Origin of the sequence: Neorhizobium sp. SHOUNA12A (assembly GCF_023006505.1) — a bacterium.
Lineage (GTDB): Bacteria > Pseudomonadota > Alphaproteobacteria > Rhizobiales > Rhizobiaceae > Neorhizobium.
Genome location: NZ_JALBGV010000006.1, coordinates 42523 through 68060, shown reverse-complemented (window position 1 = coordinate 68060; position 25538 = coordinate 42523). Strand labels below are relative to the sequence as shown.

Annotated in this window: 25 protein-coding genes; 17 read left to right on the top strand and 8 right to left on the bottom strand. The window is 61.1% G+C overall.

The annotated features are described in order from the left end of the window. The first annotated feature begins 51 nt into the window (after nt 1-51). The 3 genes from MOV63_RS04725 to MOV63_RS04715 are packed head-to-tail and all read left to right on the top strand — an operon-like array spanning nt 52 to nt 2276. Nucleotides 52-930, top strand: a complete 879-nt coding sequence (locus tag MOV63_RS04725; protein WP_247032040.1) for a 23S rRNA (adenine(2030)-N(6))-methyltransferase RlmJ — start codon at nt 52-54, stop codon at nt 928-930. A gap of 50 nt (nt 931-980) precedes the next feature. After that, nucleotides 981-1646: a ribonuclease T2 family protein gene (locus tag MOV63_RS04720; protein WP_247032038.1), complete on the top strand. Its 666-nt coding sequence runs from the start codon at nt 981-983 to the stop codon at nt 1644-1646. Between the two features lie 33 nt (nt 1647-1679). Next, nucleotides 1680-2276, top strand: coding sequence for a glutathione S-transferase (locus MOV63_RS04715; RefSeq protein WP_247032036.1), 597 nt, complete (start codon nt 1680-1682; stop codon nt 2274-2276). A gap of 59 nt (nt 2277-2335) precedes the next feature. Here MOV63_RS04715 and MOV63_RS04710 read toward each other — a convergent pair whose 3' ends face one another. Further along, on the bottom strand, nt 2336-2971 hold the full coding sequence (locus MOV63_RS04710; protein ID WP_038541761.1) for an outer membrane protein: 636 nt from the start codon (nt 2969-2971) through the stop codon (nt 2336-2338). A 670-nt stretch (nt 2972-3641) separates the two neighbouring features. Between MOV63_RS04710 and uvrC the strand changes: the two genes are divergently transcribed. The 4 genes from uvrC (at nt 3642) to MOV63_RS04690 (ending at nt 7155) form a co-directional block, all read left to right on the top strand. After that, nucleotides 3642-5687, top strand: coding sequence for an excinuclease ABC subunit UvrC (uvrC, locus tag MOV63_RS04705; protein ID WP_247032034.1), 2046 nt, complete (start codon nt 3642-3644; stop codon nt 5685-5687). A gap of 97 nt (nt 5688-5784) precedes the next feature. Continuing rightward, nucleotides 5785-6372: a CDP-diacylglycerol--glycerol-3-phosphate 3-phosphatidyltransferase gene (gene pgsA, locus MOV63_RS04700; RefSeq protein ID WP_038541747.1), complete on the top strand. Its 588-nt coding sequence runs from the start codon at nt 5785-5787 to the stop codon at nt 6370-6372. Beyond that, nucleotides 6369-6626 carry a molybdopterin converting factor subunit 1 gene (gene moaD / locus MOV63_RS04695; protein WP_247032032.1) on the top strand — a complete coding sequence of 86 codons (258 nt, stop codon included), beginning with the start codon at nt 6369-6371 and terminating at the stop codon, nt 6624-6626. The genes pgsA and moaD overlap by 4 nt, the downstream gene beginning before the upstream one ends. A gap of 70 nt (nt 6627-6696) precedes the next feature. Next, on the top strand, nt 6697-7155 hold the full coding sequence (locus tag MOV63_RS04690) for a molybdenum cofactor biosynthesis protein MoaE (RefSeq protein WP_247032030.1): 459 nt from the start codon (nt 6697-6699) through the stop codon (nt 7153-7155). A gap of 1 nt (nt 7156) precedes the next feature. Here MOV63_RS04690 and MOV63_RS04685 read toward each other — a convergent pair whose 3' ends face one another. Then, nucleotides 7157-8053, bottom strand: a complete 897-nt coding sequence (locus tag MOV63_RS04685) for a branched-chain amino acid ABC transporter permease (RefSeq protein WP_247032028.1) — start codon at nt 8051-8053, stop codon at nt 7157-7159. Nucleotides 8054-8116: 63 nt separating this feature from the next. Here MOV63_RS04685 and MOV63_RS04680 point away from each other — a divergent pair, with 63 nt between their 5' ends. Further along, nucleotides 8117-8665, top strand: a complete 549-nt coding sequence (locus MOV63_RS04680) for a CGNR zinc finger domain-containing protein (RefSeq protein ID WP_247032026.1) — start codon at nt 8117-8119, stop codon at nt 8663-8665. Next, nucleotides 8662-9162, top strand: a complete 501-nt coding sequence (locus MOV63_RS04675) for a hypothetical protein (protein WP_038541736.1) — start codon at nt 8662-8664, stop codon at nt 9160-9162. Before MOV63_RS04680 ends, MOV63_RS04675 begins: the two co-directional genes overlap by 4 nt. A gap of 92 nt (nt 9163-9254) precedes the next feature. On the opposite strand, the gene ndk is transcribed toward MOV63_RS04675, so the two are convergent. Beyond that, nucleotides 9255-9677: a nucleoside-diphosphate kinase gene (ndk, locus tag MOV63_RS04670; protein WP_247032024.1), complete on the bottom strand. Its 423-nt coding sequence runs from the start codon at nt 9675-9677 to the stop codon at nt 9255-9257. Nucleotides 9678-9774: 97 nt separating this feature from the next. Then, a complete protein-coding gene (locus MOV63_RS04665) occupies nt 9775-10464 on the bottom strand; it encodes a glutathione S-transferase family protein (RefSeq protein ID WP_247032022.1) in 690 nt (229 codons plus the stop codon). 206 nt (nt 10465-10670) lie between these two features. On the opposite strand from MOV63_RS04665, the gene MOV63_RS04660 reads away from it, so the two are divergent. After that, the gene (locus MOV63_RS04660) at nt 10671-11714 is read left to right on the top strand and encodes a diguanylate cyclase (RefSeq protein WP_247032020.1); all 1044 of its coding nucleotides are present in this window, start codon (nt 10671-10673) and stop codon (nt 11712-11714) included. A 120-nt stretch (nt 11715-11834) separates the two neighbouring features. Here MOV63_RS04660 and MOV63_RS04655 read toward each other — a convergent pair whose 3' ends face one another. Beyond that, nucleotides 11835-12560 (bottom strand): hypothetical protein, encoded by a 726-nt coding sequence (locus MOV63_RS04655; protein ID WP_247032018.1) that lies wholly within the window; start codon nt 12558-12560, stop codon nt 11835-11837. A 219-nt stretch (nt 12561-12779) separates the two neighbouring features. Between MOV63_RS04655 and MOV63_RS04650 the strand changes: the two genes are divergently transcribed. Continuing rightward, nucleotides 12780-13493 carry a Crp/Fnr family transcriptional regulator gene (locus MOV63_RS04650; protein ID WP_247032016.1) on the top strand — a complete coding sequence of 238 codons (714 nt, stop codon included), beginning with the start codon at nt 12780-12782 and terminating at the stop codon, nt 13491-13493. 69 nt (nt 13494-13562) lie between these two features. Here MOV63_RS04650 and MOV63_RS04645 read toward each other — a convergent pair whose 3' ends face one another. After that, nucleotides 13563-14450, bottom strand: coding sequence for a hypothetical protein (locus tag MOV63_RS04645; protein WP_247032014.1), 888 nt, complete (start codon nt 14448-14450; stop codon nt 13563-13565). 168 nt (nt 14451-14618) lie between these two features. Here MOV63_RS04645 and MOV63_RS04640 point away from each other — a divergent pair, with 168 nt between their 5' ends. Continuing rightward, nucleotides 14619-16502 carry an ATP-binding cassette domain-containing protein gene (locus MOV63_RS04640; RefSeq protein WP_247032012.1) on the top strand — a complete coding sequence of 628 codons (1884 nt, stop codon included), beginning with the start codon at nt 14619-14621 and terminating at the stop codon, nt 16500-16502. 352 nt (nt 16503-16854) lie between these two features. Continuing rightward, nucleotides 16855-17709, top strand: a complete 855-nt coding sequence (locus MOV63_RS04635; protein WP_247032010.1) for a polysaccharide deacetylase family protein — start codon at nt 16855-16857, stop codon at nt 17707-17709. 25 nt (nt 17710-17734) lie between these two features. Here the strand turns inward: MOV63_RS04635 and MOV63_RS04630 are convergent, their stop codons facing one another. After that, nucleotides 17735-18184, bottom strand: a complete 450-nt coding sequence (locus MOV63_RS04630) for a DNA polymerase III subunit chi (RefSeq protein ID WP_038541713.1) — start codon at nt 18182-18184, stop codon at nt 17735-17737. A 46-nt stretch (nt 18185-18230) separates the two neighbouring features. Beyond that, a complete protein-coding gene (locus tag MOV63_RS04625) occupies nt 18231-19724 on the bottom strand; it encodes a leucyl aminopeptidase (protein ID WP_247032008.1) in 1494 nt (497 codons plus the stop codon). Between the two features lie 249 nt (nt 19725-19973). Between MOV63_RS04625 and MOV63_RS04620 the strand changes: the two genes are divergently transcribed. From MOV63_RS04620 to MOV63_RS04605, 4 genes are all read left to right on the top strand, one after another. Then, on the top strand, nt 19974-20765 hold the full coding sequence (locus MOV63_RS04620; protein ID WP_247032006.1) for a phosphatase PAP2 family protein: 792 nt from the start codon (nt 19974-19976) through the stop codon (nt 20763-20765). Nucleotides 20766-20879: 114 nt separating this feature from the next. Then, entirely contained in the window at nt 20880-22043 is a 1164-nt protein-coding gene (gene lptF / locus MOV63_RS04615; protein WP_247032004.1) for an LPS export ABC transporter permease LptF, read from the top strand. Continuing rightward, complete coding sequence (lptG, locus tag MOV63_RS04610) at nt 22040-23128, top strand: LPS export ABC transporter permease LptG (RefSeq protein WP_247032002.1); 1089 nt, start codon at nt 22040-22042, stop codon at nt 23126-23128. The genes lptF and lptG overlap by 4 nt, the downstream gene beginning before the upstream one ends. Beyond that, nucleotides 23128-25455 (top strand): LPS-assembly protein LptD, encoded by a 2328-nt coding sequence (locus MOV63_RS04605; RefSeq protein ID WP_247032000.1) that lies wholly within the window; start codon nt 23128-23130, stop codon nt 25453-25455. Before lptG ends, MOV63_RS04605 begins: the two co-directional genes overlap by 1 nt. The last annotated feature ends 83 nt before the right edge of the window (nt 25456-25538 follow it).

Here is a 25538-nt window from a genome sequence, read left to right as displayed (position 1 = left end):
AAAGCGTGATTTGCAGCGCATCAATTTAATTCAAGCGAGACACCAGCAACGATGAACTACCGGCACATCTATCACGCGGGCAATTTTGCCGATGTCCTCAAACACGCGGTTTTGGCGCGGTTGATCCGCTATGCGCAGAACAAGGACAAGGCTTTTCGCCTGCTGGATACCCATGCCGGCATCGGGCTTTACGACCTTTCCTCGGACGAGGCGCAGAAGACCGGCGAATGGCGCGACGGCATCGGCCGGCTGATGGACGCGGAACTGCCGTCAAAGGTCGCGGACCTGCTGGATCCCTATCTGACGGCGGTCAGGGAATTGAACCCGACCGGCGCGCTCAAACTTTATCCCGGCTCGCCGAAACTTGCCCGTATGCTGTTCCGCCCTCAGGACCGGTTGTCGGCAATGGAACTGCATCCGGAAGACTTCAATCGCCTGCACAATCTGTTCGAGGGCGATTTTCAGGTACGCGCCACCGAACTCGACGGCTGGCTGGCGCTCGGCGCGCATCTGCCGCCGAAGGAAAAGCGCGGAATTGTGCTCGTCGATCCGCCTTTCGAGGAAGAAGGCGAATACAGGCGCCTGGTGAAAGGCCTGTCGACCGGCTGGCGCCGCTTTCAAGGCGGCACCTTCTGCCTCTGGTATCCGATCAAGAAGGGCGCGCCGCTCAGGGCCTTTCACGATGAGCTGAAGGCGCTGGACATCCCGAAAATGCTGTGCGCCGAGTTGACCGTTCAAAGCGACCGCGAGACGACCGGGTTGTCCGGCTCCGGCCTCATCATCGTCAACCCGCCCTTCACGCTGAAGGAGGAGTTGCACACGCTTCTGCCGACGTTGAAAACCATCCTGGCGCAGGATCGGTTCGCCTCGCAGCGAGCCTTCTGGCTGACCGGCGAGACCGTCGACAACGACCTCGATTCGGAGTCTTGACCAGGCGTGGCTTCCCGCCCATGGTGCCGCGCATTGCAGGGGGCCGGCCGATGACCAACCGTTTTATCGCTTTCCTTTTTCTCGCGCTTTTCGCATCCACCGCCTCCGCCCAGGAGCGCCGATCGGACAATCGGCAGGATCACGCGGGACAGTTCGATTTCTACGTCCTGTCGCTTTCCTGGTCGCCAACCTTCTGCGCTTCGCAGAGCGGCGGCAAAAACGACCAGCAATGCAGCACGGACAAGGATTTCCGTTTCATCGTCCACGGGCTGTGGCCGCAATACGAAAAGGGCTATCCGGATTTCTGCGAGACGAAGGAGCCGGGCCGTGTGCCGCAGTCGCTCGGCAAACCGCTCTTCGACATCATGCCGTCGATGGGCCTGATCGGACATCAGTGGCGCAAGCACGGAAGCTGCACCGGGCTCAGCCAGGCTGATTATTTCGAAAAGGTCCGTGAGGCCTTTTCGCGGATCAAACTGCCCGCCGATCTGTCCCGCGGCGACTCGGCCATGACGCTGTCGGCCGACCAGATCGAAGAGAAATTCGTTGCCGCCAATCCGGGCATGAGCCACCGCGGCATCTCGACGAGCTGCGAGGGCCGTCAGCTGGAAGAGGTGCGCATCTGTTTCACCAAGGATCTGCAATTCCGTGATTGCGCTGAGGTCGACCGCGACAGCTGCAAGGTCAGCCAGATCATCCTGCCGCCCGCGAAATGACGGCGCGCTGAAGTTCGTCGAGAAGGAAAGATCATGAAGCTGCTTTATTCCCCGGCCTCGCCCTATTCCGCCAAGGTGCGCATGGCGGCGCGCCATCTCGGCATCGGGATCACCGAGGTGAAGACCGACACCAACGCGGCTCCGCCAGAACTGGTGAGCAACAACCCGCTCGGCAAGATCCCTGTCCTGCTCCGTGATGGCGAGCCGCCGATCTACGACAGCGTCGCGATCATGCACTGGCTCGATCGTCAGTCGGGCGGCAAGCTCTATCCGAAGAAGGATGCAAAGCGCACCGAGGCGGAAGTGCTGGAAGCGCTCTGCGACGGCATCACGGATTGCCTTCTGGCAATCGTCTACGAGCGCCGCTCGCGCGACGAGGACAAGGTCCACCAGCCATGGATCGACAAACAGTGGGCCAAGGTCGTGCGCGGGCTCGATCACCTCGAGAATAACCTGCCGAAAACCGGCAAGAAACTGCATGGCGGCCATTTCGCGCTGGCTGCGTTGATCGGTTACCTCGATCTGCGCTTCAACGGGCAATGGGCCGCGGGCCGGCCGGAACTTGCCTCCTGGCCGGACGTCTTCACCAAGCGCTTCGCTTCCTATACCGCGATGAAATCGGCAGCCTAAAAACAAAAAAAGCCCGGACCGAAGCCCGGGCTTTCCCCAGCCTGTTAAGGCTATTGAACTTAGAACTTCACGCCGATACCGACCTTGACGCTGTGGTCGTCGAAGCCCTTCGAGACCGAACCGGAATCGAGCGAGTAGCTGTCCGAACCGTAATCCGTGTAGCGGTATTCGACACGAGCGGTGACGTTGTTGGTGATGAAGGCTTCAGCACCGGCACCGACCGTGTAACCCACGCCGGTCTTGCTGTCGGACGAGGTCGCGTCACGCAGTTCGTTGTCCTGCAGAGCGACACCGGCCGTACCGTAGATCAGGAAGGGGTTGAGGTCGTAGCCGACGCGGCCACGAACCGAGCCGTTCCAGCCAGCCTTGCCTTCAAAGCCATCGTCCGTGGTGCTCTTCGTGCCGTTGTAACCGACGTCTGCTTCGACACCGTAAACGATCGAGCCGCTCTGGAAGTTGTAGCCCGTATAAGCACCGCCGCCGAACTGGCCGTCGCGGTCGCCGCTACCGAAGCGACCCCAGTCATACTGACCATAACCACCGAGATAGAAACCCTGCCAGCTGGCAGCCGGGGCCGGCTCTTCGGTTGCAACCGGGGCCTGCGGAATTTGTTCGACGGCATCAGCGGCATTGGCCGCGGAGATGGCGATGAAGCTGACTGCCGAGGCCATCAGAGTTGCGATGAGAGTACGCATACATTTTCTCCTTTTACTGCTGCGCCGGGAATTCGCCGCGACAACATGGTTGGCGACACATTTGTTCCCTGCCCGCTGAAACGGAATGTGGAGGGCAATTGAGGAATAGAAAGAGCCGAAATGTGAATTGATTGTGGCACACAGAAGGCCAAAATTTGATGTTGCTGTATCGCAACACACGTTTGATTAACCTTAAGCAACGCTTACTTTAAATATAAATATTTTTACATTTATAAATTACTTCTTAAATCCAAAGCACAACTCAGTCAATACACTTGTCAGCGCGAACCGGCGCGGGCGCCACTCGCCAAGTTCGACTTGTATTCGCAGCAAAACCGGATCGGCCGCTTGTAGAAATCAAAACTTGAGCAGAAACACGGACGTATTTCGCCTCTCCGCAGGCGGACGGCCGGCGCCCGCCGCCGGATTTCTGCCTTAAATATTCCACCGCGGGAACGGCCATTTCGGCCTTCGTCAAGAGCATGGGCGGAATTTTTGCCAGCGCTTTCAATATCTGCCCCGAGACACTATTTCTCCGGCAGCGGCCTTTGCGCAGGGAATCGGGCCGCTTCAGCGCAATATTTTGACAAGCTGCCGTCGTCGGCACATGTCATGGACGCATGGTTCGAATCGGTGATGGCCGGATGCCGACATCCGGCGGAGACTAGGAATGAACGGAACGAAGCTGCCCGACGGCGGCGTTCTCTACGACGAGACGGAAGAAGACGACGACGATGTGCTGGTCACCGAGCCGGCCCAGGGCCCCGCTGCGTCGATCGACTGGAACGAAGGCTGGAAGAACGACAGCGGGCTGAAGGGCGCCGACCTGATCGCCGAATTCGTCAAACACCTGCCGAACGCGCCGGGCGTCTACCGGATGTTCAACGATGCGCAGGACGTACTTTACGTCGGCAAGGCGCGCAGCCTCAAGAAGCGCGTCGGCAATTATGCGCAGGGCCGTGTCCATTCCAACCGCATCGCCAAGATGGTGCGCGAAACCACCCATATGGAATTCGTCACGACGCGGACGGAGACCGAGGCGCTGCTGCTCGAGGCCAATCTCATCAAGCGCCTGCGGCCGCGCTTCAACGTTCTTCTGCGCGACGACAAATCCTTTCCTTACATCATGATCACCGGCGACCACCGGGCTCCGGCGATCTTCAAGCATCGCGGCGCGCGGGCGCGCAAAGGCGATTATTTCGGCCCCTTTGCTTCGGCTGCCGCTGTCGGCCGCACCATCAACTCGCTGCAGCGCGCCTTCCTGCTGCGCACCTGCACCGACAGCGTCTTCGAGACCCGCACCCGCCCCTGTCTGCTGTTCCAGATCAAGCGCTGCTCGGGACCCTGCACCCGCGAGATCAGCGACGAAGGTTATGCGGCGCTGGTCGGCGAAGCCAAGGATTTCCTTTCTGGCAAGAGCCAGAACGTCAAGTCGGCAATCGCCCGCCAGATGGCGGAAGCCTCCGAGGACCTCGATTTCGAGCGCGCCGCGATCTATCGCGACCGGCTGGCGGCACTCAGCCATGTCCAGAGTCACCAGGGCATCAACCCCGCCGGCGTCGAGGAGGCGGATGTCTTCGCCATCTACAACGAGGGCGGCATGTCCTGCATCCAGGTGTTCTTCTTCAGGACCGGCCAGAACTGGGGCAACCGCGCCTATTTCCCCAAGGCCGACCCGCAGCTTTCCGGCCCGGAAGTGCTCAACGCCTTCCTCGCCCAGTTCTATGACGACAAGCCGGTGCCGAAGCAGATCCTGCTCTCGGAAACCGTCGACGAACAGGATCTGCTCGCCCAGGCTTTTTCTGAAAAGGCCGGCCACAAGGTGACGATCTCCGTGCCCCAGCGCGGCGAGAAGAAGGACCTGACCGACCACGTGCTGGCCAATGCCCGCGAGGCGCATGGCCGCCGGCTTGCCGAAACCTCGTCGCAGGCCCGCCTGCTGCAGGGGCTCGCGGAGACCTTCAGCCTGTCCTCCGTGCCGCGCCGCATCGAGATCTACGACAACTCGCATATCATGGGCACCAATGCGGTCGGCGGCATGGTGGTGGCGGGGCCGGAAGGATTCGTGAAGAGCCAGTACCGCAAGTTCAACATCAAATCGACCGATATCACCCCCGGCGACGACTTCGGCATGATGCGCGAGGTGATGACCCGCCGCTTCTCGCGCCTCCTCAAGGAAGAGGGCATTCCGGACCGCACCGCCGTTGCCGGCGCCAGCGCCAGCGCCGAGGATGCGGCCGATGCCGCCTTCCCCGCCTGGCCGGACGTGATCCTCATCGACGGCGGCCAGGGGCAGATGAGCGCGGTACGTGCCATTCTCGACGAACTCGGCATCCGCGACGTGGTGACCGCGATCGGCGTCGCCAAGGGCGTCGACCGGGACGCCGGCCGCGAGCGGTTCTTCGCCGACGGCCGATCCGATTTCTCGCTGCCGCCGCGCGATCCGGTCCTCTACTTCATCCAGCGCATGCGCGACGAGGCCCATCGTTTTGCGATCGGCTCGCACCGGGCAAGGCGCAAGAAGGAGATGGTCAAGAACCCGCTCGACGAGATTTCAGGGATCGGACCCGGCCGCAAGCGCAAGCTTCTGCAGCACTTCGGCACGGCGAAGGCGGTGTCGCGGGCGGGCCTGACCGACCTCATGGCGGTCGAGGGCATTTCCGAGGCTGTCGCCAAACAGATCTACAACCATTTCCACGAGAACCGGGCTGGCTAAATCGGCATGACGCCATCGGCTGCAAAAAAGCCGCGAAACCCTGTTGACGCCTTGGCCTCAACACATCAACTAGGAGCAAACATCCGGAAGGCTCCCCATGGCGTCGCGCGCATACAATATCCCCAATCTTCTAACCTATGCGCGCATCGTGGCCGTGCCGATCATCGTCGGCTGCTTCTTCATCGAAGGACAGCTTGAAAGCTCCGATGTGGCGCGCTGGACGGCGCTGGTTCTGTTTGCCGTCGCCTCGATCACCGATTATCTCGACGGGTACCTCGCCCGCATCTGGAACCAGACGTCGAATATCGGCCGGATGCTCGACCCGATCGCCGACAAGCTGCTGGTCGCCGCGGTGCTGCTGCTGCTCGCCGCCGACCAGACGATCGCCGGATGGTCGCTCTGGGCGGCGATCACCATTCTCTGCCGCGAAATCCTCGTCTCGGGCCTGCGCGAATATCTTGCCGCTCTGAAGGTCTCGGTGCCGGTGACGCGCATCGCCAAGTGGAAAACGACGATCCAGATGGTGGCGATCGCCTTCCTGCTCGCCGGGCCTGCCGGCGACAAGATCGTGCCCTACACGACCCAGATGGGCATCGCGCTTCTGTGGATCGCCGCGTTCCTGACCTTCTATACCGGCTATGATTATTTCAAGGCCGGCGTCAAACATCTGGTGGACGAAGAATGACCGTCAAACTCGTCTATTTCGCCTGGGTGCGTGAACGGATCGGCAGGCAAGAAGAAGACCTCGACCTGCCGGCAAGCGTCGTCACCGTTCGTGATTTGCTCACCCATCTGACGACGCTCGGCGAGGAATATGAAAACGCGCTGCAGTTCCCGGACGTCATCCGGGTGGCCATCAACCAGGAACATGCCGAACACGACGAACCGATCGCCGGCGCGCGGGAGATCGGCATCTTTCCACCGATGACGGGCGGGTGACAATGACTGGGGCCGGCGCCAGTTGCGGAACATCCCACTTCTCCCCAGCGCGGAGAGGAAGGGGTTGCCGATGACCGCTCCCACCATCCGCGTCCAGTCGACCGACTTCGACCTGCAGGCCGAAATCTCGGCATTGACCGCCGGCCGCAAGAACGTGGGCGCCGTCGTCACCTTCACCGGCCTCTGCCGCGACGAACAGGGTGCATTGTCGGCACTCGAACTCGAACACTATCCAGGCATGGCGGAAGCGGAGATGTTTCGCATCGGCGAACTGGCGATCGATCGCTTTTCGCTGCTCGGTCTCACCGCCATCCACCGTTTCGGCAAGATCATGCCCGGCGAAAACATCGTGCTGGTCATCGCCGCCGCACCACACCGGCAGGCCGCCTTCGACGGCGCCAATTTCGTCATGGATTTTTTGAAGACCTCGGCCCCGTTCTGGAAGAAGGAACACGCCGCCGACGGCAGTCAAGGCGACTGGATCGCCGCCAAGGACGCGGACGACACTGCGCGCGACAAGTGGCGGTGATCTAAGGCACCACCCGCTCCCGCCGGCTCATCACCAAAACCAGGACCAGCATGGCGACGATCACCAGGTCGCGCCAGACGATCGGGCCGTAGCCGCTCCAGAGCGTTTCGGCAAAGCCGATGACGGCGGCGCCGGCGGCGGCACGCAGCGGGTTTGAATGGCCGCCGGCCGCAGCGATCAGTACCACTTTCAGGCCAAACAGCAGGCCGGCGCCAAAATCCATCGTGCCGTAGTGGGAGGTCGCGAGCACGCCACAGATCGAGGCATAGAGCGCTGCCGCCGCGTAGGCCACGACGAAGACCCGCGCGGAATTGGTGCCGGAGAGTTCCGCCGCCAGCGGATCGTCTGAGACTGCCCGCCACATGCGGCCCCAATGGGTGCGCGTCAAGATCAGATAGCCCGCGCCGATGGCCGCCAGCATGATGGCGACGTTGGCGAGCTGGATCAGCGTCAGGGTCACCGGAAAGCCGTCTGCGTGCCAGAAGACGACCGCGTCGTTGAGGAAGGGCGGCAGCCAGAGTTCGCGGGTATCGGCAGCGATGCGGGCACCTTCCATCAGCACCATCAGCGCGCCGAGCGAGGCGACGATCACTGCATTCGGCGAAATTTTTGCAAGCGGGCGCATGACGAACTGTCCGATGGTCACCCCTGCCCCGATACCGCCGGCGATGCCCGCCGCCGCACCCAAAGCCAGAGCCGCCGGCAGGATCAGCCACAACCGGTTCCAGCTGAAATGGGCGAAGAGCAGGTAGAGATGGCCGGAAAAGGCGAAGATCGCGCCATAGGTGATGTCGGCCCGTTTCGTCACGGCAAAGGCGATCGCATATCCGAAGGCGAGCGTCGCATAGAGCGCCGCCAGCGGAACCGCGTTCGCCAGTTGCTGCAAGAGATAGGCCATGGGCACTCCGATTGCGATAACGAATATAACTGGTCAACTGTATTTTACCAGTTATAATATCGCATGAGCTTTTCCTGGACCCCGCATCGTTTTGCCGGCGGCGCGCTGGCGCTGGATGTCGCCAACAGCGTCATCCTGCGCTTCGATCCGACACGCAGCATCGACCGGTTTGCGGAACCGCAGCAGATGCACGCCTTTCCGAAAGCGGCCGAGAAATTCTCGGCCGAACGGGCGCTGTTCGGGGATCTCGCACCAGTCCAGGCCGAGAACAAGACGCCGTTCCTCACGCTACGCGAAGCGATCGACCGCTATTTTCGCGCCCGGGTTCTCGGCGACGACGCGCAGACATTGCTTGCCGATTTCCTCGAAGCGACGGCAGCGATCCTTCGCCGTGCGGAGAGGAATTCGCTGGAGGCGGCGACCGCCCATTCGGCGCTCAGGCTGCTTGCCGACGAAGAGATTTCGCGGATGAAGATCTGCGGCAGTTGCGGCTGGCTGTTCCTCGACCGAAGCCGCAACCGCAGCCGCACCTGGTGCGACATGGCGGTGTGCGGCAACCGGGTCAAAGCCAGCCGCCATTATCATCGCAGGAAGAAGGAGGCCGCGTCATGATGCGCCGGTTTATGGTTCTCAGCCTTGCAGCCCTTGCCCTTTCCGCATGCCAGCGGGAAACCGAAAAGCTGGTGGAGGTGAGCGGGCATATCTTCGTGTTCAATTACCGGGTCGCCAGCGCCACCTATCTCGTGACGCTCAACAAGACCGGGCCGATCCCGGACGGAACCGTGGCAATCGCCAAATTCGACGACCCCGCCGGCGGCGATCCGATCGTCATCAACGAAAAGATCTTCCCCGCATGGAACAAGATCACCCTGCAGAGCCCCAATGTCCGCTGCGTGCGCAAGGACAAACCCTATTCCGTGGATATCCGGCTGGTGGATGCGGGCGGCCGGACATTGCAGGAATTGAAGACCCAGCTCGTCTCGGACGTCGACCAGTCGGTGCTTCCCAGCAAGCCGCTGGTGCTCGGAGCCGGTTATGAGCGGAACCCGGAAGTCTTCAAGCCGGATGGGACGCTCGACTACGCCCAACCCGACGACTGCCCGGCGTGAGGTGACAGACGGAAGCCGAATATCCCAGAACGAAAAAACCGGGGCCAAAGCCCCGGTTTTTCATCAAAATCGTCCGTCGAGACGGGCTTAGATCAGCCGACAATCTCGGTTTCGGAGAACCAGTAGGCGATTTCCTGGGCGGCGGTTTCCGGAGCGTCGGAACCGTGAACCGAGTTCTCGCCGATCGACAGCGCGAAGGTCTTGCGGATGGTGCCTTCGTCGGCATTGGCCGGGTTGGTGGCGCCCATGATCTCGCGGTTCTTCAGGATGGCGTTTTCGCCTTCCAGAACCTGAACGATGGTCGGGCCGGAGGTCATGCCTTCGACCAGCTCGCCGAAGAACGGACGTTCCTTATGAACGGCGTAGAAGCCTTCTGCTTCGCGCTTGCTCATCCAGATGCGCTTGGAAGCGATGACGCGCAGGCCATTGTCTTCAAACACCTTGGTGATGGCGCCCGTGAGGTTACGCTTGGTGGCATCCGGCTTGATCATCGAAAACGTGCGTTCAATCGCCATCGTTCTATCCTTCGTTTCCTGTGGCCCCGTGACTAAGGGGGAAAGTGGGCGGTCTTTACCCGCCCCTTTCACTGGAAACAAGGGGGTTCGGGCAATTTCACGCCGCTGTCACACTGCGCCCGACGCCATTATGCAGGTCGAGGCAGCGCTCGAACCACAAGCCGACGGGGTCGTCATCGGAAAACACCTTGGCGCCGGCGGTGACGCGCATCCATTGCAGCGCCCCGAACAGGATATAGTCGACAAAAAGCGGGCCGTCGCCGCCGATGAAGTCGTGATATTTCAGGGTGTGGCGGATCGGCTCCAGTTTTGGCGCGAAACCGTCGATCTCGGCCTGGCGGCTCGCTTCCATCTCCTCCAGCGTCCTGCCGAGCCGGGCCTCGCGGCTGGCGCGGAAATAGACCTGGTCGGTCTCCCCGAGCATGTCATGAATATTCTTGACCGCGATCTTGGTGATCGCCGTATGCACCACCATCTGGGAAAAACCCTCGACGAACCGGGCAAGCGCCTTGCCGGCCGGGCCGCCGAACAGCGTCGGCCGGTCCGGGTAGGCCTCTTCCAGATAGAGCGCGATCTCGAAACTGTCGCGGATCAGTTCGTTGCCGTCCCTCAGGATCGGTACCGTCTTCGAAAACCCGCCTTCGAGGCTGGGTATCTCGGTAAACGGCGTCGGCTTCTCGATGAAATCGAGGCCCTTGTGAGCAAGCGCCTGTACGACTTTCCAGCAATGCGGTGAAAACGGGCGGCTCTCGTCGGCGCCGCAGAGCGAATAGAGAATACGGGTCACGGCAGGCTCCTGATCTAGACATTCGGCTGGCGATATTGAAAGCAAATTGCCTTTTGAATCCAATCAGGAAATTTCATGGATCGCATTCGATCGACCGTTTCGACGGTCCCTTAACCGTAACTCCCGACGATCCGGCCCTTTTCAGCAAATGTTAAAGCCGGTCCCACATTCCTTGTCGCACTATAGAACACCTGTGGAGACGAGAGATGGCCGGCGAAGTGAGCAGAATGGCACAGGATCGCAGCCTGCAGGCTGTCGTCCAGCTGATGGCGAAGCTGGACGTGAGCGGCCTGCCGCGCAATTACGAACTCTTCCACGAGGCGCTCCTGGGCGGCGACCCCGCCCTGTCGCGCGAAGTGCTGGCGCTCACGGCCGGTCCTTCGCAGACGGTGCTCGACGAGATGGGGCTGCGTCATCAGCTTCCGGCCTTCGTGGCACTCATGCCGGTCAGAGGTCGCGATCAGGAAATAAAGCTGCTGCTGGAACTCCGGGACAAGATGGCAAGCGGCGTTGCCCAGAAAAAGGGTTTCAGCCGGGTGCTGGAAACCGTCGCCCGCAGCTTGCGCCAGGACAGCACCGCGGGACCTGAGGATATTCTGGCCGAAATCGAATACTTAAGCGTTTCGCTCTCCGATGCCGTGGTCGCCGAAACCGAACTGGAAGCCATTCTTCGCTCCGGTGCCGATCGTCTCGTCAAGGCCGAACGCGAAGCGTCGGTTGCCCGCTCGGTGACCCTGCGCGACCGGCTGACCTCGCTGCCGAATCATGCGGCGCTTGCCGAACGGCTGGAGGCCCTCTACGGCGTCGATGCCGACAGCCGCGATACCGCGCTGTTCCTGGTGACGATCACCGACCTGCCGCATTTCGCCCGTACCTACGGCGATCCCACCGTCAACCGGATCGTCAAGAAGGCCGCCTCGATCTTCCGCAAGGCGATCAAGAAAAACGATTTCCTGGCGCGTATCGGCAAGGGCGATTTCGCTTTCGTCTTCCGCGACGTCGGCCGCGACAGCGTGCAGCCGATCGCCGAACGGCTGATCGCCTCGATCACCGACAATCTCGTCTTCGCCGCCTCCGATGGTACGAGCGGGATCGGTCTTTCGGTCGGTGCGGCGCTGACCGCAGACGCCTTTTCACCGCAAGAACTGCGCCTGCAGGCCGGGACGGCGCTTGAAACGGCCAAGGCCAATCCGCGAATGATCGTCGCGCTTCACGGCGGAGCGCCTAAACGATCATCCTCCGAGGGGTAGGGTTTCCAAAACAGAAAGGCCGCGGTTTCCCACGGCCTTTCTGTTTTGCGAACGAAGATCGGCGACTGATAGCAATACGTCCGACGGCCGCCCTCTTGTCCTACCAGCAGGCCGGCGGAATTATGCCGGCACGAACTGGTTCTTCTGCGTGAACCGAACGGAGACATCCGTGACACCGGCAAAGCTCACCTCGTAGGCCGCCGAAGACGTGGCGGTGTCGATCACCTGTCCCTGGACGAAAGAGCCGGCGAGGATGTAATATTTCGGCTTCGGGGTGAACTGGTACAAGAGGCTGGGTTCGAGCTGGACCGCGATCGTCGGCTTGGTGGCCATGGCGATGCCGACATTCAGATAGACGTTCTTGCTGGCCTGCACCAGGACGGTCGGAATGGTGTCGTCGGCCTTGGCGAGGATGAGGCCTTTGGTCGCGTCGGACGGCCCCGCCGGAAAACCGGGAGCGCCATAGGGGAACGGCCCCTGATAGGTCACCGGCACCTGATTCTGGTTGTCGATCATGACGCCGACCGAGCTCGCTGTCTGGAAGGAACGCGGCGAGCCGGGCGTACCCTGCTGCTGAATGTAGCCAACCGTCACGGAATAATCGATCGTCCAGTTGAAGGAAGACGTGCTCGGCTGGTCGGGGGTACCGGCGGCGGCGCCGCCGACCATCCATGCCAGCGACAGGGGGTCGACCGACGGCCCGATAACCTGTGGGATCGTCTGGAACAGGGCAAACTGCTGCCATTTCGCGTTTTCGTTGAGAACCGTGAGGCTGTAGGGCTGGCCCGCCGCCGCTGCCTGTGCGCTGAAGGCTTTGATCGCCTTCTGCCCCATATAAATGGTCATAATACATCTCCTCATTTGGGTTGCCGCCACCACACCATGCGGTGACGGCATCTGTGCTCACGGCACCGGCTTCCGCGGAGCATCATTTGCACAAGCACAACCTAGGATATTTAAATCTGAAAATATGTCACACAGGTAACAACCCTGATTTGCATTTTTGCTAAATATCGCCCCTACACACGGCAGCCATGTTTCCGACTTCAGGGTGGTCACGAGCAGATGAAAACGATGAAGAATCCGACGATTTCGGACGAAATAAGAAAGATGGAATTATTCAGCGCCGCGGATGACGCCGTTATTTCTACGTTTGCAAAAAAGACAAATATAAATGTATACAAAGATCAACAAACCCTGTTTCTTAGCGGCGATCCTTGCGATACACTTTATATTATACTCTCCGGAGGCATCTATCTTTATTTTATATCCGAGGAAGGCAATGAGGTGATTTTCTCCGACCTTCAACCGGGGGACGCAGTCGGCGAGATCGAGTTCGCTCTCAACTACCGGCATTCCTCGAACGCGGCGATCTGCGGAACGACGCGGCTGCTCGAAATCGACCGAAAAACCTTCAACGAACTCTCGGCGATCCCGCAGGTGTCTTCGTATCTGATGCGGACGATCGCCCGGAAGCTCCACCGCACCATTATGTTCGCGGAAGGGATGGCGCTTTACCCGCTGGAGACTCGCCTTGCGCGTCTCCTGCTCAATCTCGGCGCCTCGCACGGACGGTCGACCAGCGACGGCATCCTCATCGAAAAATCGATCTCCCAGAGCCGCATGGGCCAGCTCATCAATGCCAGCCGGCCACGCATCAATGCGCAGCTCCAGGCCTGGAAGAGCGAGCGGCTGATCGGCGTGCGGCAGCACCGCATCGTCATTTTCAACAAGAGATCGCTGCAGATCATCTCGCGTCATTCAGACCCGGCGGCCTGAACGACGCGGATGCCGGCGAGCGCCAGGCCGATGCGGCGATGCGCGATGCCGGCGCCCGTATGCTGCTATTCATGGGCAACCGTTCTTGACGATCGCAATCAGATCAGCGGTGTCCTGGGTGAAACTCGGCCCGTAGACGCCGTCGGGCGCCCCGCTGGAGACAACGCTGACAGCCTTGTGGAGGTTGTCGGCGGTCACGAACCACGCTCCGCCGCTTGCACCGCCGCCATACATGGGGTGCGGGCGCGCGTCATAGGCGGTGCCGGCCTGCACGGTGATGCGGGCCGTTTCCCGATACATATACTCGCCGCCGTCCAATCTTGCCGGGTAACCGGTGATCGTCACATTATCATCGACATGAGCTCCATCGATGCCGAGTTCATATTTACCGACTGCGGATGCCACGGTGGTGCGCATCACCGAATAATCGAACTGTGATCGCGCGAGGCTCGGATTATTGTCCGCGACCTCGGTCCAGCGCAACAGCACCGCCGCCTTGTCGATGCGATAGAGCGTCCCGCCGCCGTTGGAATATCCCTGATAGAAGCGGATGTTGCTCGCCGCCATGCCGCCCTTCCACAGACTGTGGGCGGCGCCGACGACGATATTCGCGTCCGCGACAAATTGGGCACTAGCGGTATAATCATTCCCGCCCCGTGTGTAGAGCAGCTGGCCCCCGAACTTGTAGGGCGCCTCACCGATCGGCGCCCGCTCTGCATCGGATGGAAGGATATCTTCGCGGCCCCTTGAAAACCCGTCTGTGGGCAGCGTCCGGATCGTCTCGCCGTCAGGGATTGCCGCGGCAATTCTTTCCGCGGTCCAATAATCCGCGGCAGCGTTTGTCGACGCCACCCCGCCGGGGTCCCAGCAGGTAAACTCCACCGCCCCGGCGCTGAGTGGCATCATCAGCGCGGATGCCGACAGCAGCATCGACCAAGTCAATCTCGTTACTCTCATGACATTCGCTCTCCCGATCGAAGTTCGGTCGCATCATCGCGACCGGCGGCGGCGCCGCCTCAACGATCTACCAGAGCGTGCAATTCTCTTCTGTTTCCCTCGGCACAGCGAAATACCGGTCCATCGGCGCCCTTGCCAACAAACAGGGTTTCGGCCAAAACCGCCGCCATGATCACGATTACCGAACTTTCCGCCCGCATTGCCGGACGTCTTCTTCTCGACAATGCCAGCGTGACGCTTCCGGCGGGCACCAAGGCCGGGCTCGTCGGCCGCAACGGCGCCGGCAAATCCACGCTGTTCAAGGTCATCACCGGTGAGCTGGGCTCGGAAACCGGTTCGGTCTCCTATCCGAAGAGCGCCCGGCTTGGCCAGGTGGCGCAGGAAGCGCCGGGCACGGAGGATTCGCTGATCGAAATCGTGCTTTCCGCCGACAAGGAGCGCGCCGCACTTCTGGCTGAAGCGGAAACCGCCACCGATCCGCATCGCATCGCCGACATCCAGATGCGGCTCGTCGACATCGACGCGCATTCGGCAGAGGCGCGCGCCGCCAGCATTCTCGCCGGTCTCGGTTTCTCCCAGGAAGCCCAGTCGCGTCCCGCCTCGTCGTTTTCCGGCGGCTGGCGTATGCGCGTGGCACTCGCCTCAGTCCTGTTTGCGGAGCCCGACCTGCTGCTGCTCGACGAACCGACCAACTATCTCGATCTCGAGGGCACGTTATGGCTGGAGGACTATATCCGGCGTTATCCGCACACGGTCATCATCATCAGCCATGACCGCGACCTCCTCAACAACGCGGTCAACGCCATTGTGCATCTCGACCAGAAGAAACTGACCTTCTACCGCGGCGGCTACGACCAGTTCGAGCGGCAGAAGGCCGAGGCCGACGAATTGCAGACCAAGGCGAAGGCCAAGAACGAGGCCGCCCGCAAGCACCTGCAGAGCTTCATCGATCGCTTCAAGGCGAAAGCAACCAAGGCCCGGCAGGCACAGAGCCGCGTCAAGGCGCTGGAGCGCATGGGTACGGTCGCCGCGGTGATCGAGGACCACGTGCAGCCGATCACCTTTCCCGAGCCGGAAAAACAGCCCGCCTCGCCGATCGTTGCGATCCAGAACGGCGCCGTTGGCTATGAACCGGGCAAGCCGATCCTCAAGAACATCACGCTGCGCATCGACAATGACGACCGCATTGCCCTGCTCGGCTCGAACGGCAACGGCAAGTCGACCTTCGCCAAATTCATCGCCAGCCGCCTCAAGGCGGAAAGTGGCGATATTCGGCTCGCGCCGAACCTGAAGATCGGCTTCTTCGCCCAGCACCAACTCGACGACCTCGTGCCGGCGGATTCGCCGGTTGCCCATGTGCGCCGGCTGATGCCTGATGCGCCCGAGGCCAAGGTTCGTGCCCGCGTGGCGCAGATGGGGCTTGCGACGGAAAAGATGGCAACGGCCGCCAAAGACCTGTCCGGCGGCGAAAAGGCGCGCCTGCTGATGGGCCTTGCCGCCTTCCATGCGCCGAACCTGCTGATCCTCGACGAACCGACCAACCATCTCGACATCGACAGCCGCCGCGCGCTGATCGAGGCGCTCAACGACTACGAAGGCGCCGTCATCCTGATCAGCCACGACCGCCACCTGATCGAGGCCACCGTCGACCGCCTGTGGCTGGTCAACAACGGCACCGTGTCGAATTTCGAAGGCGACATGGAGGAATACCGCAACCTGATCGTCAGCTCCGGTAAAAAAAAAGAAGAAAAAATTGAACTGACCGAAGATCTGTCCTCGAAGGCGGACCAGCGCAAGGCGAATGCTGAAAAACGCGCCTCGCTCGCGCCGCTCAAGAAAAAGATCAACGAAATCGAGGCCGTGACAGCCAAGCTCGAGAAACTGATCAAGGTTCTTGATAAAGAGCTTGCGGATCCCGCGCTCTACGAAAAAGCTCCCGCCAAGGCGGCCCAGAAGGCAAAGGAACGCGGCGAAGCCGCCGCCAAACTCTCGGCCGCCGAAGAGGAATGGCTGATGCTGTCGTCGGAATACGAAGAGGCGATGGCGGGGTGACTTTGTCCCTTCCTCCCTTGAACGAAAAGACCTCCTGGACGACAAGCGGGGAGAGAATGATGTTCACCGAGAGCTTGGCTGTCGCTAAGATCATTCTCGACGCGGAATTGGCGACGATCTCCTTCGGCAGATCGACGCTGCATCGCAGCGGTAATTAGGCCCGGCGTTATCTATGAAGCCGTGGTCGTATTGAGCACCCGCCTTCACCCTGCTCTGCAAACAACATCGGCTGGTCATGAAGACGATCGGCTTTCGGGATCTGCGTTCGTAGACAGCTAACCAGTCGTTAACCATAATCGGCGAATGTGACTTCACTTCAACTCCTTAGTCACTTTTTAGCCGAGTCGCTCCCATGTTTGTCCGCGTCCTTTGCGTCGCCGCTGCCGCCGCGTGCCTTCTTTCTTCCTGCGCTGGTCGCAACCAAACCGAGAGCGGCTCGCTTGCCACCTCGTTTGCGCCCGCCAAGGCGATTTCCTCGACCAGCCCGGTCAGGAAGGCCGAAGCGGATTCGCCGGTGGCGCTGACGCCGGTCGCCTGGGGGCGTTTCAACAATCCGGGCAGCCTTTCCGGCCGCACCCTCACCGTCTCGTCGCTTTCCGACATCAAGCTCGCCAACAAGGAGGTCATTCTGACTTTCGACGATGGTCCGATGCCGAAGAAGACGGAGAAGATCCTCTCCATCCTCGACGAATACAACGTCAAGGCGACTTTCCTGATGGTCGGGCAGATGGCCAAGGCCCATCCGGAAATCGCCCGCAAGGTCGTCGATGCCGGGCACGCGATTGGCAGCCATACCTATCGCCATGCCGATCTGCAGCACCTTTCCTTCGATGCGGCCATTGCCGAGATCGAAAAGGGGCGCGATGCGGTGATCAGCGTCACCCACGAGGATGCCGGCTTCTTCCGCTTCCCCTACCTTGCAGATACCAGGCGCCTGCGCCAATGGGTGGCCTCGAACGGCATGGTCGTGCTGGACGTGCAGATCGACTCCAAGGATTATTTCGGCGTCTCTCCCGCCGCCGTCGCGACCCGGACGATGAATTCGCTGAGGGCAAACGGCAAGGGCATCATCCTGCTGCACGACATCCATGCCCGCACCGCCGCCATGCTGCCGGCGCTGCTGACGCAGTTGCAGGCGGAAGGCTACAAAGTGGTCAGGCTGCGCCACAGCAACTCATCGATGATGCTGGCTTCGCTCTTCGACTGAGAGGCATCCGCCCGAGGACCTCGGGTCAGGCCTTCTTGACCCAGCGCCCCTCTTCCGATTGCTGCCAATAGGTCAGCGCATGCCCCTCGCCCTTCAACTTTTTCCACTGGGCGCGGGCATTGTCGAGCTGGACGGCATCATAGCCGTCGAACATGAAGACGATACGGTCGTAGTCTGCGATCGGCGGCGGCTCGGCACCATCCACCAGAAAGCGAACCGTCGCGCCATTGCCGTTTTCGGCAGCGGATGTCAGAAGCACCGGCTGCGCCTCGGCCATCGGCGAGGCGTCGGTGCCATGCGGCAGAAAACTGTCCTCGCGAAATGTCCAGAGATGCGCGTCGAGAAAATCCCGCCGCACATCGCCGCTCGTCTGCACCGCCACCTTCCAGCCGCGCTCGACGCTCTTTTCGAGAAGCGCCGGCAGCGCATCCTCGAGCTTCGATTCGGTCAGATGATAGAACAGGACTTCAGTCATTACGGTCGAGAACCCAAATTTTCGTTGAACCGACAAATATGGGTTCTCAACCCACCTCGTAATGCGCCCGCACGAGTTCGTCCAGCAGCCGCACGCCGTAGCCGGATCCCCAGGACTGGTTGATCTCGCTCGACGGTGAATTCATCGCGGTGCCGGCGATGTCGAGATGTGCCCAGGGCGTTTCGCCGACGAAGCGCTTCAAGAGTTGCGCCGCGGTAATCGACCCTGCGTTGCGCCCGCCGGTATTCTTCATGTCTGCGAATTTCGAATCGATGAGTTTGTCGTATTCCTTGCCGAGCGGCATGCGCCACAGGCGCTCCCCGGTCACATCGCCGACACCGGTCAACTGGCTGGCCAGCGTGTCGTCGTTGGAGAAGAGGCCCGCCTGCAGGTTTCCAAGTGCCACCAGGATTGCGCCGGTGAGGGTGGCGAGATTGATCATGAACCTCGGTTTAAAACGGTCGTTGCAATAGTGAAGCGCATCGGCAAGCACCAGCCGGCCTTCCGCATCGGTATTGATGATCTCGATCGTCTGGCCCGACATGGTGGTGACGATATCGCCCGGCCGCTGGGCGTTGCCGTCAGGCATGTTTTCGACGAGGCCAAGAATGCCGATCGCGTTGACCTTGGCCTTGCGGGCGCCAAGCGTATGCATGAGGCCGATCACCGCTGCGGCGCCGCCCATGTCGCCCTTCATGTCTTCCATGCCGGCACCCGGCTTGATGGAAATGCCGCCGGTATCGAAAACGACGCCCTTGCCGATGAAGGCGACCGGCGCATCCTTCGGCTTGCCGCCCTTCCATTGCATGACGGCGAGCCGAGGCGGCCGCACCGACCCCTGCGCCACCCCGAGAAGCGCGCCCATGCCGAGTTTCTTCATTTCCTTTTCGGTGAGGATTTCCACCTCGACTCCGAGCTTTTCGAGCTCCTTCGTCCTGTCGGCAAATTCGACCGGCCCGAGCACGTTCGGCGGCAGGTTGACCAGCTCGCGGGCAAGAAGCACGCCGCCGGCAATCGCTTCGGATTCGGCAAAGGCCTTCTTGGCGGCGGCATGCGCGGCGGTGACGATCGTCACCTTGACGGTCTTCGGCGCCTTGTCGTCGTCTTCTCCCTTCTTGGTCTTGTAGGTGTCGAAGCTGTAGGCGCGCAGCAGCATGCCGAGCGCGAACCCGGCCAGTTCGGCAGCACCGACGGCAATGCCCGGCGCGTCGGCGAAGATTGCAACCTTGGTCATCGACTTGACCGTCGAAGCCGCGACGCCGCCCGCCTTCAGCCAGTCGTAGGCGGTCAGCGTCTCGGCCTTGCCGAGACCCAATACGACCAGCCGATCAGCCGGCGACCCCTGCGGCGCAATGAGGTCCAGCGTCGACATCGGCTTGCCGGAAAACTTCGCGATCTCGGCCGCCCGGGTCACGATGCCGGCAGGATCGGCATCGGCGGCACCCGCCGCTGGCCCTTCGCCGGCAAGCTTGAGCTGGATGGCAAGGCCGCCGTCGATCTTGGCGGACTTGGCGAAGGAGATATCGAATTTCACGGACATTGCGACTCCAGGAGGCTTTCGAAAGAAAGCGGCGATCATCGCCGTTTCGGCCGCGAGCGCAAGGGCGAGATGTCGCTACCGTCTCAGCCCGCAGGCCGGTTCGCTCTCCGACGCGTCAAAAAGCCCGATTTCGGGAGCGGGCATTCCCTTCTATCGGTCCGCTGCCCTTCTATCGGTCGCCGGCCCTGTTCAAATCCGGCGCGTCTTGCTCTAGGGTCGCGCCGCCCGACGACCAATGGATAAGTTCGCATGACCTCGCCCTCCCAAACCGTCCCCGAATGGCCGGCCGCCATGCGGCGATTCCTTGCCACGCCGAGGGGATTGTTCATCGTGCTGATGGCGCTCTGGTGGGTGCTGCTGGCGGCCTTCTATCTGGTGCCGCAGATCGATCTTGCGGTGGCGCGCGCCTTCTTCGAACAAGCCGCCTGCGGCGAGGCTATCGAACGTGGCCGCGTCTGCGGCAGTTTCCCCTATGGCGCCGAAACGCTCTTCATACTGATCCGGCGCATTCTCTTCTACCTGCCGGCGCTGGTCGCGATCTGGATCATCTACCGGCTGATCGCCAACCTGCAGCACCATGGCACGACCTACAGCCCGCGCAAGACGCGGAATTATTCAATTGCCCTGATTTCCTTCCTGATCGGCCCTTACGTGCTGGTCAACCTGATCCTGAAGCAGGTCTCCAACCGTCCCCGCCCCTACGAGACCGACTTTTTCGGCGGCAGGGACGTGTTCACGCCGGCCGGCGATTTCGGCGGCGCCTGCGTCGGCAACTGTTCCTTCATTTCCGGCGAGGCGGCCGGCGCCGGGTGGCTGGCCTGCCTCATCGTTTTGCTGCCTAAACCGCTGCGTCCGGTGCTCGGCCCGCCGCTGATCGCCATCTCGCTGATCTCGCCGGCGCTGAGGACTTCCTTCGGGGGCCACTACTTTTCCGACGTGACGCTCGGCTGGCTGTCGTCGCTGGTGGTCTATGCAGGGGTGGCCGCGTGTTTCGAAATGTCACAGCGAGCAAGAAAACGGAATTCGCAAACAAATTTGTGACGCGACCCCTGTCGCAATGCTGATATCAATCGCTTAGATAGGCGCGACCGTCATCTCGGGGCAACAAGCTGTCACCATTCCCCGGGTGACGTTGTGCAGGGTATCCAGGCTGGAATGAAGCTTCTCGAAGTCTACATATTGCGCCGGATTTTTCAGATGTTCCTGGTGACGCTCCTGCCGGTGCTCACCATCATCTGGACCATCCAGGTGCTGGGACGCATCAACCTGGTCACCGATACCGGCCAGTCGATGAGCTCGTTCGCGACTCTTGCTACCTTCATCCTGCCCACCATCATCCCCGTCGTGCTGCCTTTCGCGCTCGTCATCGGCATCACCCAGACGCTGACGGCGATGAACAACGATTCGGAGTTGCCGGTCATCGACGCGGCCGGAGCATCGCGCAACATCATCTACCGGCCGGTGCTGATGCTCGGGATCGCGCTCAGCATGTTCTCCTTCCTGGTGACGAATTTCGTCGAGCCGCCTTCGCGCGTCGCAGCTCGCCAGATGGTCGCAGCCGCCTATGCGGACCTGCTCTCCTCGGTCATCGAGGAGAAGACCTTCCGCAGCATCGAGCCCGGCCTCTACGTGCAGATTTCGGAGCGCCATTCCGGTCGCGTGCTCAAGGGCCTGTTCGTCGTCGATTATCGCGACCCGAATTTCGACCTCATCTATTATGCCCGTGAGGGATCGATCGACGAAAGCGGCACGTCGCTTACCATGCGCGACGGCGAGGTCCATCGCAAAGCCGCCGACGGTCGCATCTCGATCGTCAAGTTCGTCTCCTACGCCTTCGATCTGTCAGCGATGGCGAAGGCAGAAGGCGGCCTGCCGCAATATTCGTCCGACCGCAACCTCTCCTTTCTCCTGAAACCGGATCCGAACGATCCGCTCTATCAGAAGTCGCCCAATGCCTATCGGTCGGAACTGCACAGGCGCTTGTCCGACTGGCTCTTTCCGATCTGTTTCGCGCTGATCTCGCTGGTCATCGCCGGTAGCACCCGATCGCACCGGCAGACCCGGGTCCATCCGATGGTATTTGCGCTGTTTCTTGCCTTCTGCGTGCGCTGGCTCGGTTTCTCGGCCACCAATATGGTCGAACGTCATCCGCTCTATACCCCGCTTCCCTATGCGGTGCCGATCGTCTTCTCGCTGATCTCGATCTTCATGCTTGCCACCAACCGGCAGTTCTCGGCGCCGCGCTTCATGTCGCGCCTGGCCAGCAGCCTGCAGCGCCGAATACCCGCCTCGCGGACTTCGGGTGGAGGTGCGGCATGATCTTCACTACGCTCGGGCGGTATTTCTTCCGCCGCTATATTATCACTGCGCTGTGGTTCCTGCTGGGCGCCGGCGCCATCATCTTCCTTGCCGACTTCAGCGAAACCAGCCGCCGCATGTCGGGCTTTACCGGTTATACGGTTTCGGCCGGGCTGCTGATGACCGCCATGCGCGTGCCGCTCATCCTGCAGCAGATCATCCCGACGCTGAGCCTCTTCATCGGCATGACTGTGCTGATCGCGCTGAATCGCCGCTACGAACTGGTGGTAACGCGTGCCGCCGGCATTTCGATCTGGCAGTTCGTCTCGCCCTTCGTCATCGGAGCGTTTCTGATCGGGCTGGCCACCTTGCTGGTAGTCAATCCGCTCGCCGCGTGGGGCCAGCGCGAATCAGCCTCCATGGAGGCAAGCTGGCGCGAGGCGAGCAACCGGTCCCGAGCATCCGCCTTCATCCCCTGGATCCGCCAGATCAGCGGCGACGACGATACGATCATCGGCGCCAAGAGCTATCAGGAAAAGGGAACACTGCTCGTCGACGTGGTGGTTTTCCAGTTCGACAAGGAGGGCCGCGTAGCCCTGCGGCAGGACGCCAAGACCGCAAAATTGGAAAATGGTTACTGGCTGCTTAAAGAGGTTCTGGAAAACCGGCCGGGAGAAATTCCGGTGCGTCGCGAGACAGCACAGGTTCGCACCAACTTGAAGCAGGAATACATTCAAGAGAGCCTGGCGCAGCCTGATACTGTTGCGTTTTTTGATCTTTCCAGAAAAATTGAGGTCAGCAAATCGTTCGGCATTCCCACAAAGGCGCTGGAGACGCAGTACCATTCGCTGCTCTCCCTACCGATCCTGCTTGTGGCAATGACTCTCATTGCCGCAACAGTTTCATTAAAATTCAGCCGGTTCGCCCAGTCCCGCTCCGTGATTCTGGGTGGAATAGTTTCTGGCTTCGTGCTTTATGTCGTCACAGTGCTTGTGAAGGCATTCGGGAGCAGTGGGGCAATTCCTCCCTTCGTGGCGGTCTGGATTCCAGTGATCGTTGCGACGGCGCTGGGGACAACAATTCTGCTTCATCAGGAGGATGGCTAGTGGCGGTAAGTGACCGCAAACATATAAGACGGCTCGCCGCCGCCCTGCTGACAGGTGTGTCTGTATGCGTATTCGGCGTATCCGCAACGGCTGTGCAGGCGCAAGGTCTGGTGCCTCAGGCAGCGGACGGCGCCAAGATGCTGCTGCGCGCCAATGAACTCGTTTATAATCAGGATGCCAAGCTGGTCACCGCAACCGGTGGCGTGCAGATCTATTACAATCGCTACAAGATGGTGGCGCAGCGCGTTCAGTACGATCAGAAGAGCGGCCGCGTCATGGCGACCGGCAATATCGAACTGATCGAGCCGGGCGGCAGCCGTGTCTACGCCGAGCAGATGGACGTCACCGACAGCTTCGGCGAAGGTTTTATCAACGCGCTTCGCGTCGAAACCACCGACAATACCCGCCTTGCCGCCGAGAGCGCCGAGCGCCAGCCGGGCGACCTGATGGTGCTCAACAACACCGTCTACACCGCCTGCCTTCCCTGCAGCCAGACGCCCGGCAAAGCTCCGCTCTGGCAGGTCAAGGCGCAGCGTGTCGTCCGCAATGGCCAGATCCATACGATTCGCCTGGAAAACGCCCAATTCGAACTGTTCGGCCTGCCGATCGGTCGTCTGCCGTTTGCTATCGAGGTGCCGGACGAAACGGTCGAGCGCAAATCGGGCCTTCTCTTCCCGCAGTACAGCGCGAGCGACAATCTCGGCTTCGGCGTGACCGTGCCCTACTATCACGTGTTCTCGCCGAGCATGGATGCGACGCTCAGCCCAACTTATTATTCCAATCAGGGGCTGCTGCTCCAGGGCGAGATCCGCAACAAGTTCGAGACAGGTGAGCACACGTTCCGCTTCGCCGGCATCCACCAGAACGATCCGAAAGCCTTCGATCCGAATACCAGCGACAGTGCCGCGGACAACCGCTTCATGGCCGCCTCCAAGGGTGAGTTCAGGATCAATCCGCGGTGGACATTCGGCTGGAATGTCATGACCCAGAGCGACAACAACTTCTCGCGGACCTACAAACTGACTGGTGTCAGTAGCGGCACATTCACCAACGATGTCCACCTGACCGGGCTGGGGAAGCGAAACTACTTCGACCTGCGTGGCTACTATTTCAACATTCAGGACGACACCTATAGCAATACGGCCGAACAGAAGCAGGCGATCGCTTACCCCTCGCTCGACTACACCTACTACGCACCGGAACCGATCTTCGGCGGCGAGCTTTCGGTCACCTCCAACATCACCAATCTGTCCCGTCGCGAAGACGACTGGTATACGGACGGCACGACCAGCCGTTTCCCCGGCCTTGAAGGCAGCTACAGCCGCTTGACCGTGGAAGCCGAATGGAAGCGCACCTTCAATACGCTCGACGGCCTGCTGCTGACGCCGATCCTCGCAGCCCGCGGCGACGGCATCCGCCATACCGGTTCCGGCACTCCGGGTGCCTATTTCGGCGATATGGAGTCTGAAGGCGCCAACGGCCGCTACATGCTCACGGCCGGTCTCGAGGCGCGTTATCCGATCCTGCTGACCACCGAAAACAGCAGCCATATCCTCGAGCCGATTGCGCAGATCTTCGCGCGTCCCGACGAGCAGATGGCAGGCGGGCTGCCGAACGAGGATGCGCAGAGCTTCGTCTTCGACGCCACCAGCCTTTTCGAGCGTGACAAGTTTTCGGGCTTCGACCGTGTCGAAGGCGGCACACGCGCCAATGTCGGCCTTCGTTATACAGGTACGTTCGCGAACGGCATCGGCGTGCGCAGCGTTGTCGGCCAATCCTATCAGATTGCCGGCCAGAACTCGTTCGCCACCGAGGACCTGGTTCAGGCGGGTGCCGATTCTGGTCTCGAAACGCGGCGGTCCGATTATGTCGCGATGGCAGCCATCGATCTGCCACGGGGCTTTACGATCGGGGCAAACGCCCGCTTCGACGAAAAGACATTTGCGATCAAGCGCACCGACGCCTCGCTCGGCTATACGACGCCGCGGGTAAGCGGCACCCTGGTCTACACGCAGGTCGATGCTCAGCCGGAATACGGTTCGGACGACGCGAGGGACGTGCTGAAGCACTCGATGAGCTTCCGGATCAACGAAAACTGGGCGCTTGCCGGCACCGCGACCTGGGACCTTGTGGACAAGCAATTGATCCGGCGCGGCATTGGCATCAGCTATGCGGACGAGTGCACGATCTTTACGCTCGCCTACACGGACAAGCCGTCGGACACGGCTGCCAACGACTGGACCGTCAGCGCACGCTTGAGTTTCCGCACACTTGGCGATATCAGCGTCGGCTCTACCACAGGATTCGACCAGGACTACCGCAACTGATGTGGCGGTTCGTCCGCTCGGTGAAGCGTCATCGTTTCGCCGCAAGAATTGTGCAAGCGGTCGCGGATAGAGTATGAAAGGCG

What these genes read in the sequence shown, in the direction of transcription:
- MOV63_RS04725 (WP_247032040.1), top strand. Translation starts at nt 52, where the DNA reads ATGAACTACCGGCACATCTATCACGCGGGCAATTTTGCCGATGTCCTC.
- MOV63_RS04720 (WP_247032038.1), top strand. Translation starts at nt 981, where the DNA reads ATGACCAACCGTTTTATCGCTTTCCTTTTTCTCGCGCTTTTCGCATCC.
- MOV63_RS04715 (WP_247032036.1), top strand. Translation starts at nt 1,680, where the DNA reads ATGAAGCTGCTTTATTCCCCGGCCTCGCCCTATTCCGCCAAGGTGCGC.
- MOV63_RS04710 (WP_038541761.1), bottom strand. Translation starts at nt 2,971, where the DNA reads ATGCGTACTCTCATCGCAACTCTGATGGCCTCGGCAGTCAGCTTCATC.
- uvrC (WP_247032034.1), top strand. Translation starts at nt 3,642, where the DNA reads ATGAACGGAACGAAGCTGCCCGACGGCGGCGTTCTCTACGACGAGACG.
- pgsA (WP_038541747.1), top strand. Translation starts at nt 5,785, where the DNA reads ATGGCGTCGCGCGCATACAATATCCCCAATCTTCTAACCTATGCGCGC.
- moaD (WP_247032032.1), top strand. Translation starts at nt 6,369, where the DNA reads ATGACCGTCAAACTCGTCTATTTCGCCTGGGTGCGTGAACGGATCGGC.
- MOV63_RS04690 (WP_247032030.1), top strand. Translation starts at nt 6,697, where the DNA reads ATGACCGCTCCCACCATCCGCGTCCAGTCGACCGACTTCGACCTGCAG.
- MOV63_RS04685 (WP_247032028.1), bottom strand. Translation starts at nt 8,053, where the DNA reads ATGGCCTATCTCTTGCAGCAACTGGCGAACGCGGTTCCGCTGGCGGCG.
- MOV63_RS04680 (WP_247032026.1), top strand. Translation starts at nt 8,117, where the DNA reads ATGAGCTTTTCCTGGACCCCGCATCGTTTTGCCGGCGGCGCGCTGGCG.
- MOV63_RS04675 (WP_038541736.1), top strand. Translation starts at nt 8,662, where the DNA reads ATGATGCGCCGGTTTATGGTTCTCAGCCTTGCAGCCCTTGCCCTTTCC.
- ndk (WP_247032024.1), bottom strand. Translation starts at nt 9,677, where the DNA reads ATGGCGATTGAACGCACGTTTTCGATGATCAAGCCGGATGCCACCAAG.
- MOV63_RS04660 (WP_247032020.1), top strand. Translation starts at nt 10,671, where the DNA reads ATGGCCGGCGAAGTGAGCAGAATGGCACAGGATCGCAGCCTGCAGGCT.
- MOV63_RS04655 (WP_247032018.1), bottom strand. Translation starts at nt 12,560, where the DNA reads ATGACCATTTATATGGGGCAGAAGGCGATCAAAGCCTTCAGCGCACAG.
- MOV63_RS04650 (WP_247032016.1), top strand. Translation starts at nt 12,780, where the DNA reads ATGAAAACGATGAAGAATCCGACGATTTCGGACGAAATAAGAAAGATG.
- MOV63_RS04645 (WP_247032014.1), bottom strand. Translation starts at nt 14,450, where the DNA reads ATGAGAGTAACGAGATTGACTTGGTCGATGCTGCTGTCGGCATCCGCG.
- MOV63_RS04640 (WP_247032012.1), top strand. Translation starts at nt 14,619, where the DNA reads ATGATCACGATTACCGAACTTTCCGCCCGCATTGCCGGACGTCTTCTT.
- MOV63_RS04635 (WP_247032010.1), top strand. Translation starts at nt 16,855, where the DNA reads ATGTTTGTCCGCGTCCTTTGCGTCGCCGCTGCCGCCGCGTGCCTTCTT.
- MOV63_RS04630 (WP_038541713.1), bottom strand. Translation starts at nt 18,184, where the DNA reads ATGACTGAAGTCCTGTTCTATCATCTGACCGAATCGAAGCTCGAGGAT.
- MOV63_RS04625 (WP_247032008.1), bottom strand. Translation starts at nt 19,724, where the DNA reads ATGTCCGTGAAATTCGATATCTCCTTCGCCAAGTCCGCCAAGATCGAC.
- MOV63_RS04620 (WP_247032006.1), top strand. Translation starts at nt 19,974, where the DNA reads ATGACCTCGCCCTCCCAAACCGTCCCCGAATGGCCGGCCGCCATGCGG.
- lptF (WP_247032004.1), top strand. Translation starts at nt 20,880, where the DNA reads ATGAAGCTTCTCGAAGTCTACATATTGCGCCGGATTTTTCAGATGTTC.
- lptG (WP_247032002.1), top strand. Translation starts at nt 22,040, where the DNA reads ATGATCTTCACTACGCTCGGGCGGTATTTCTTCCGCCGCTATATTATC.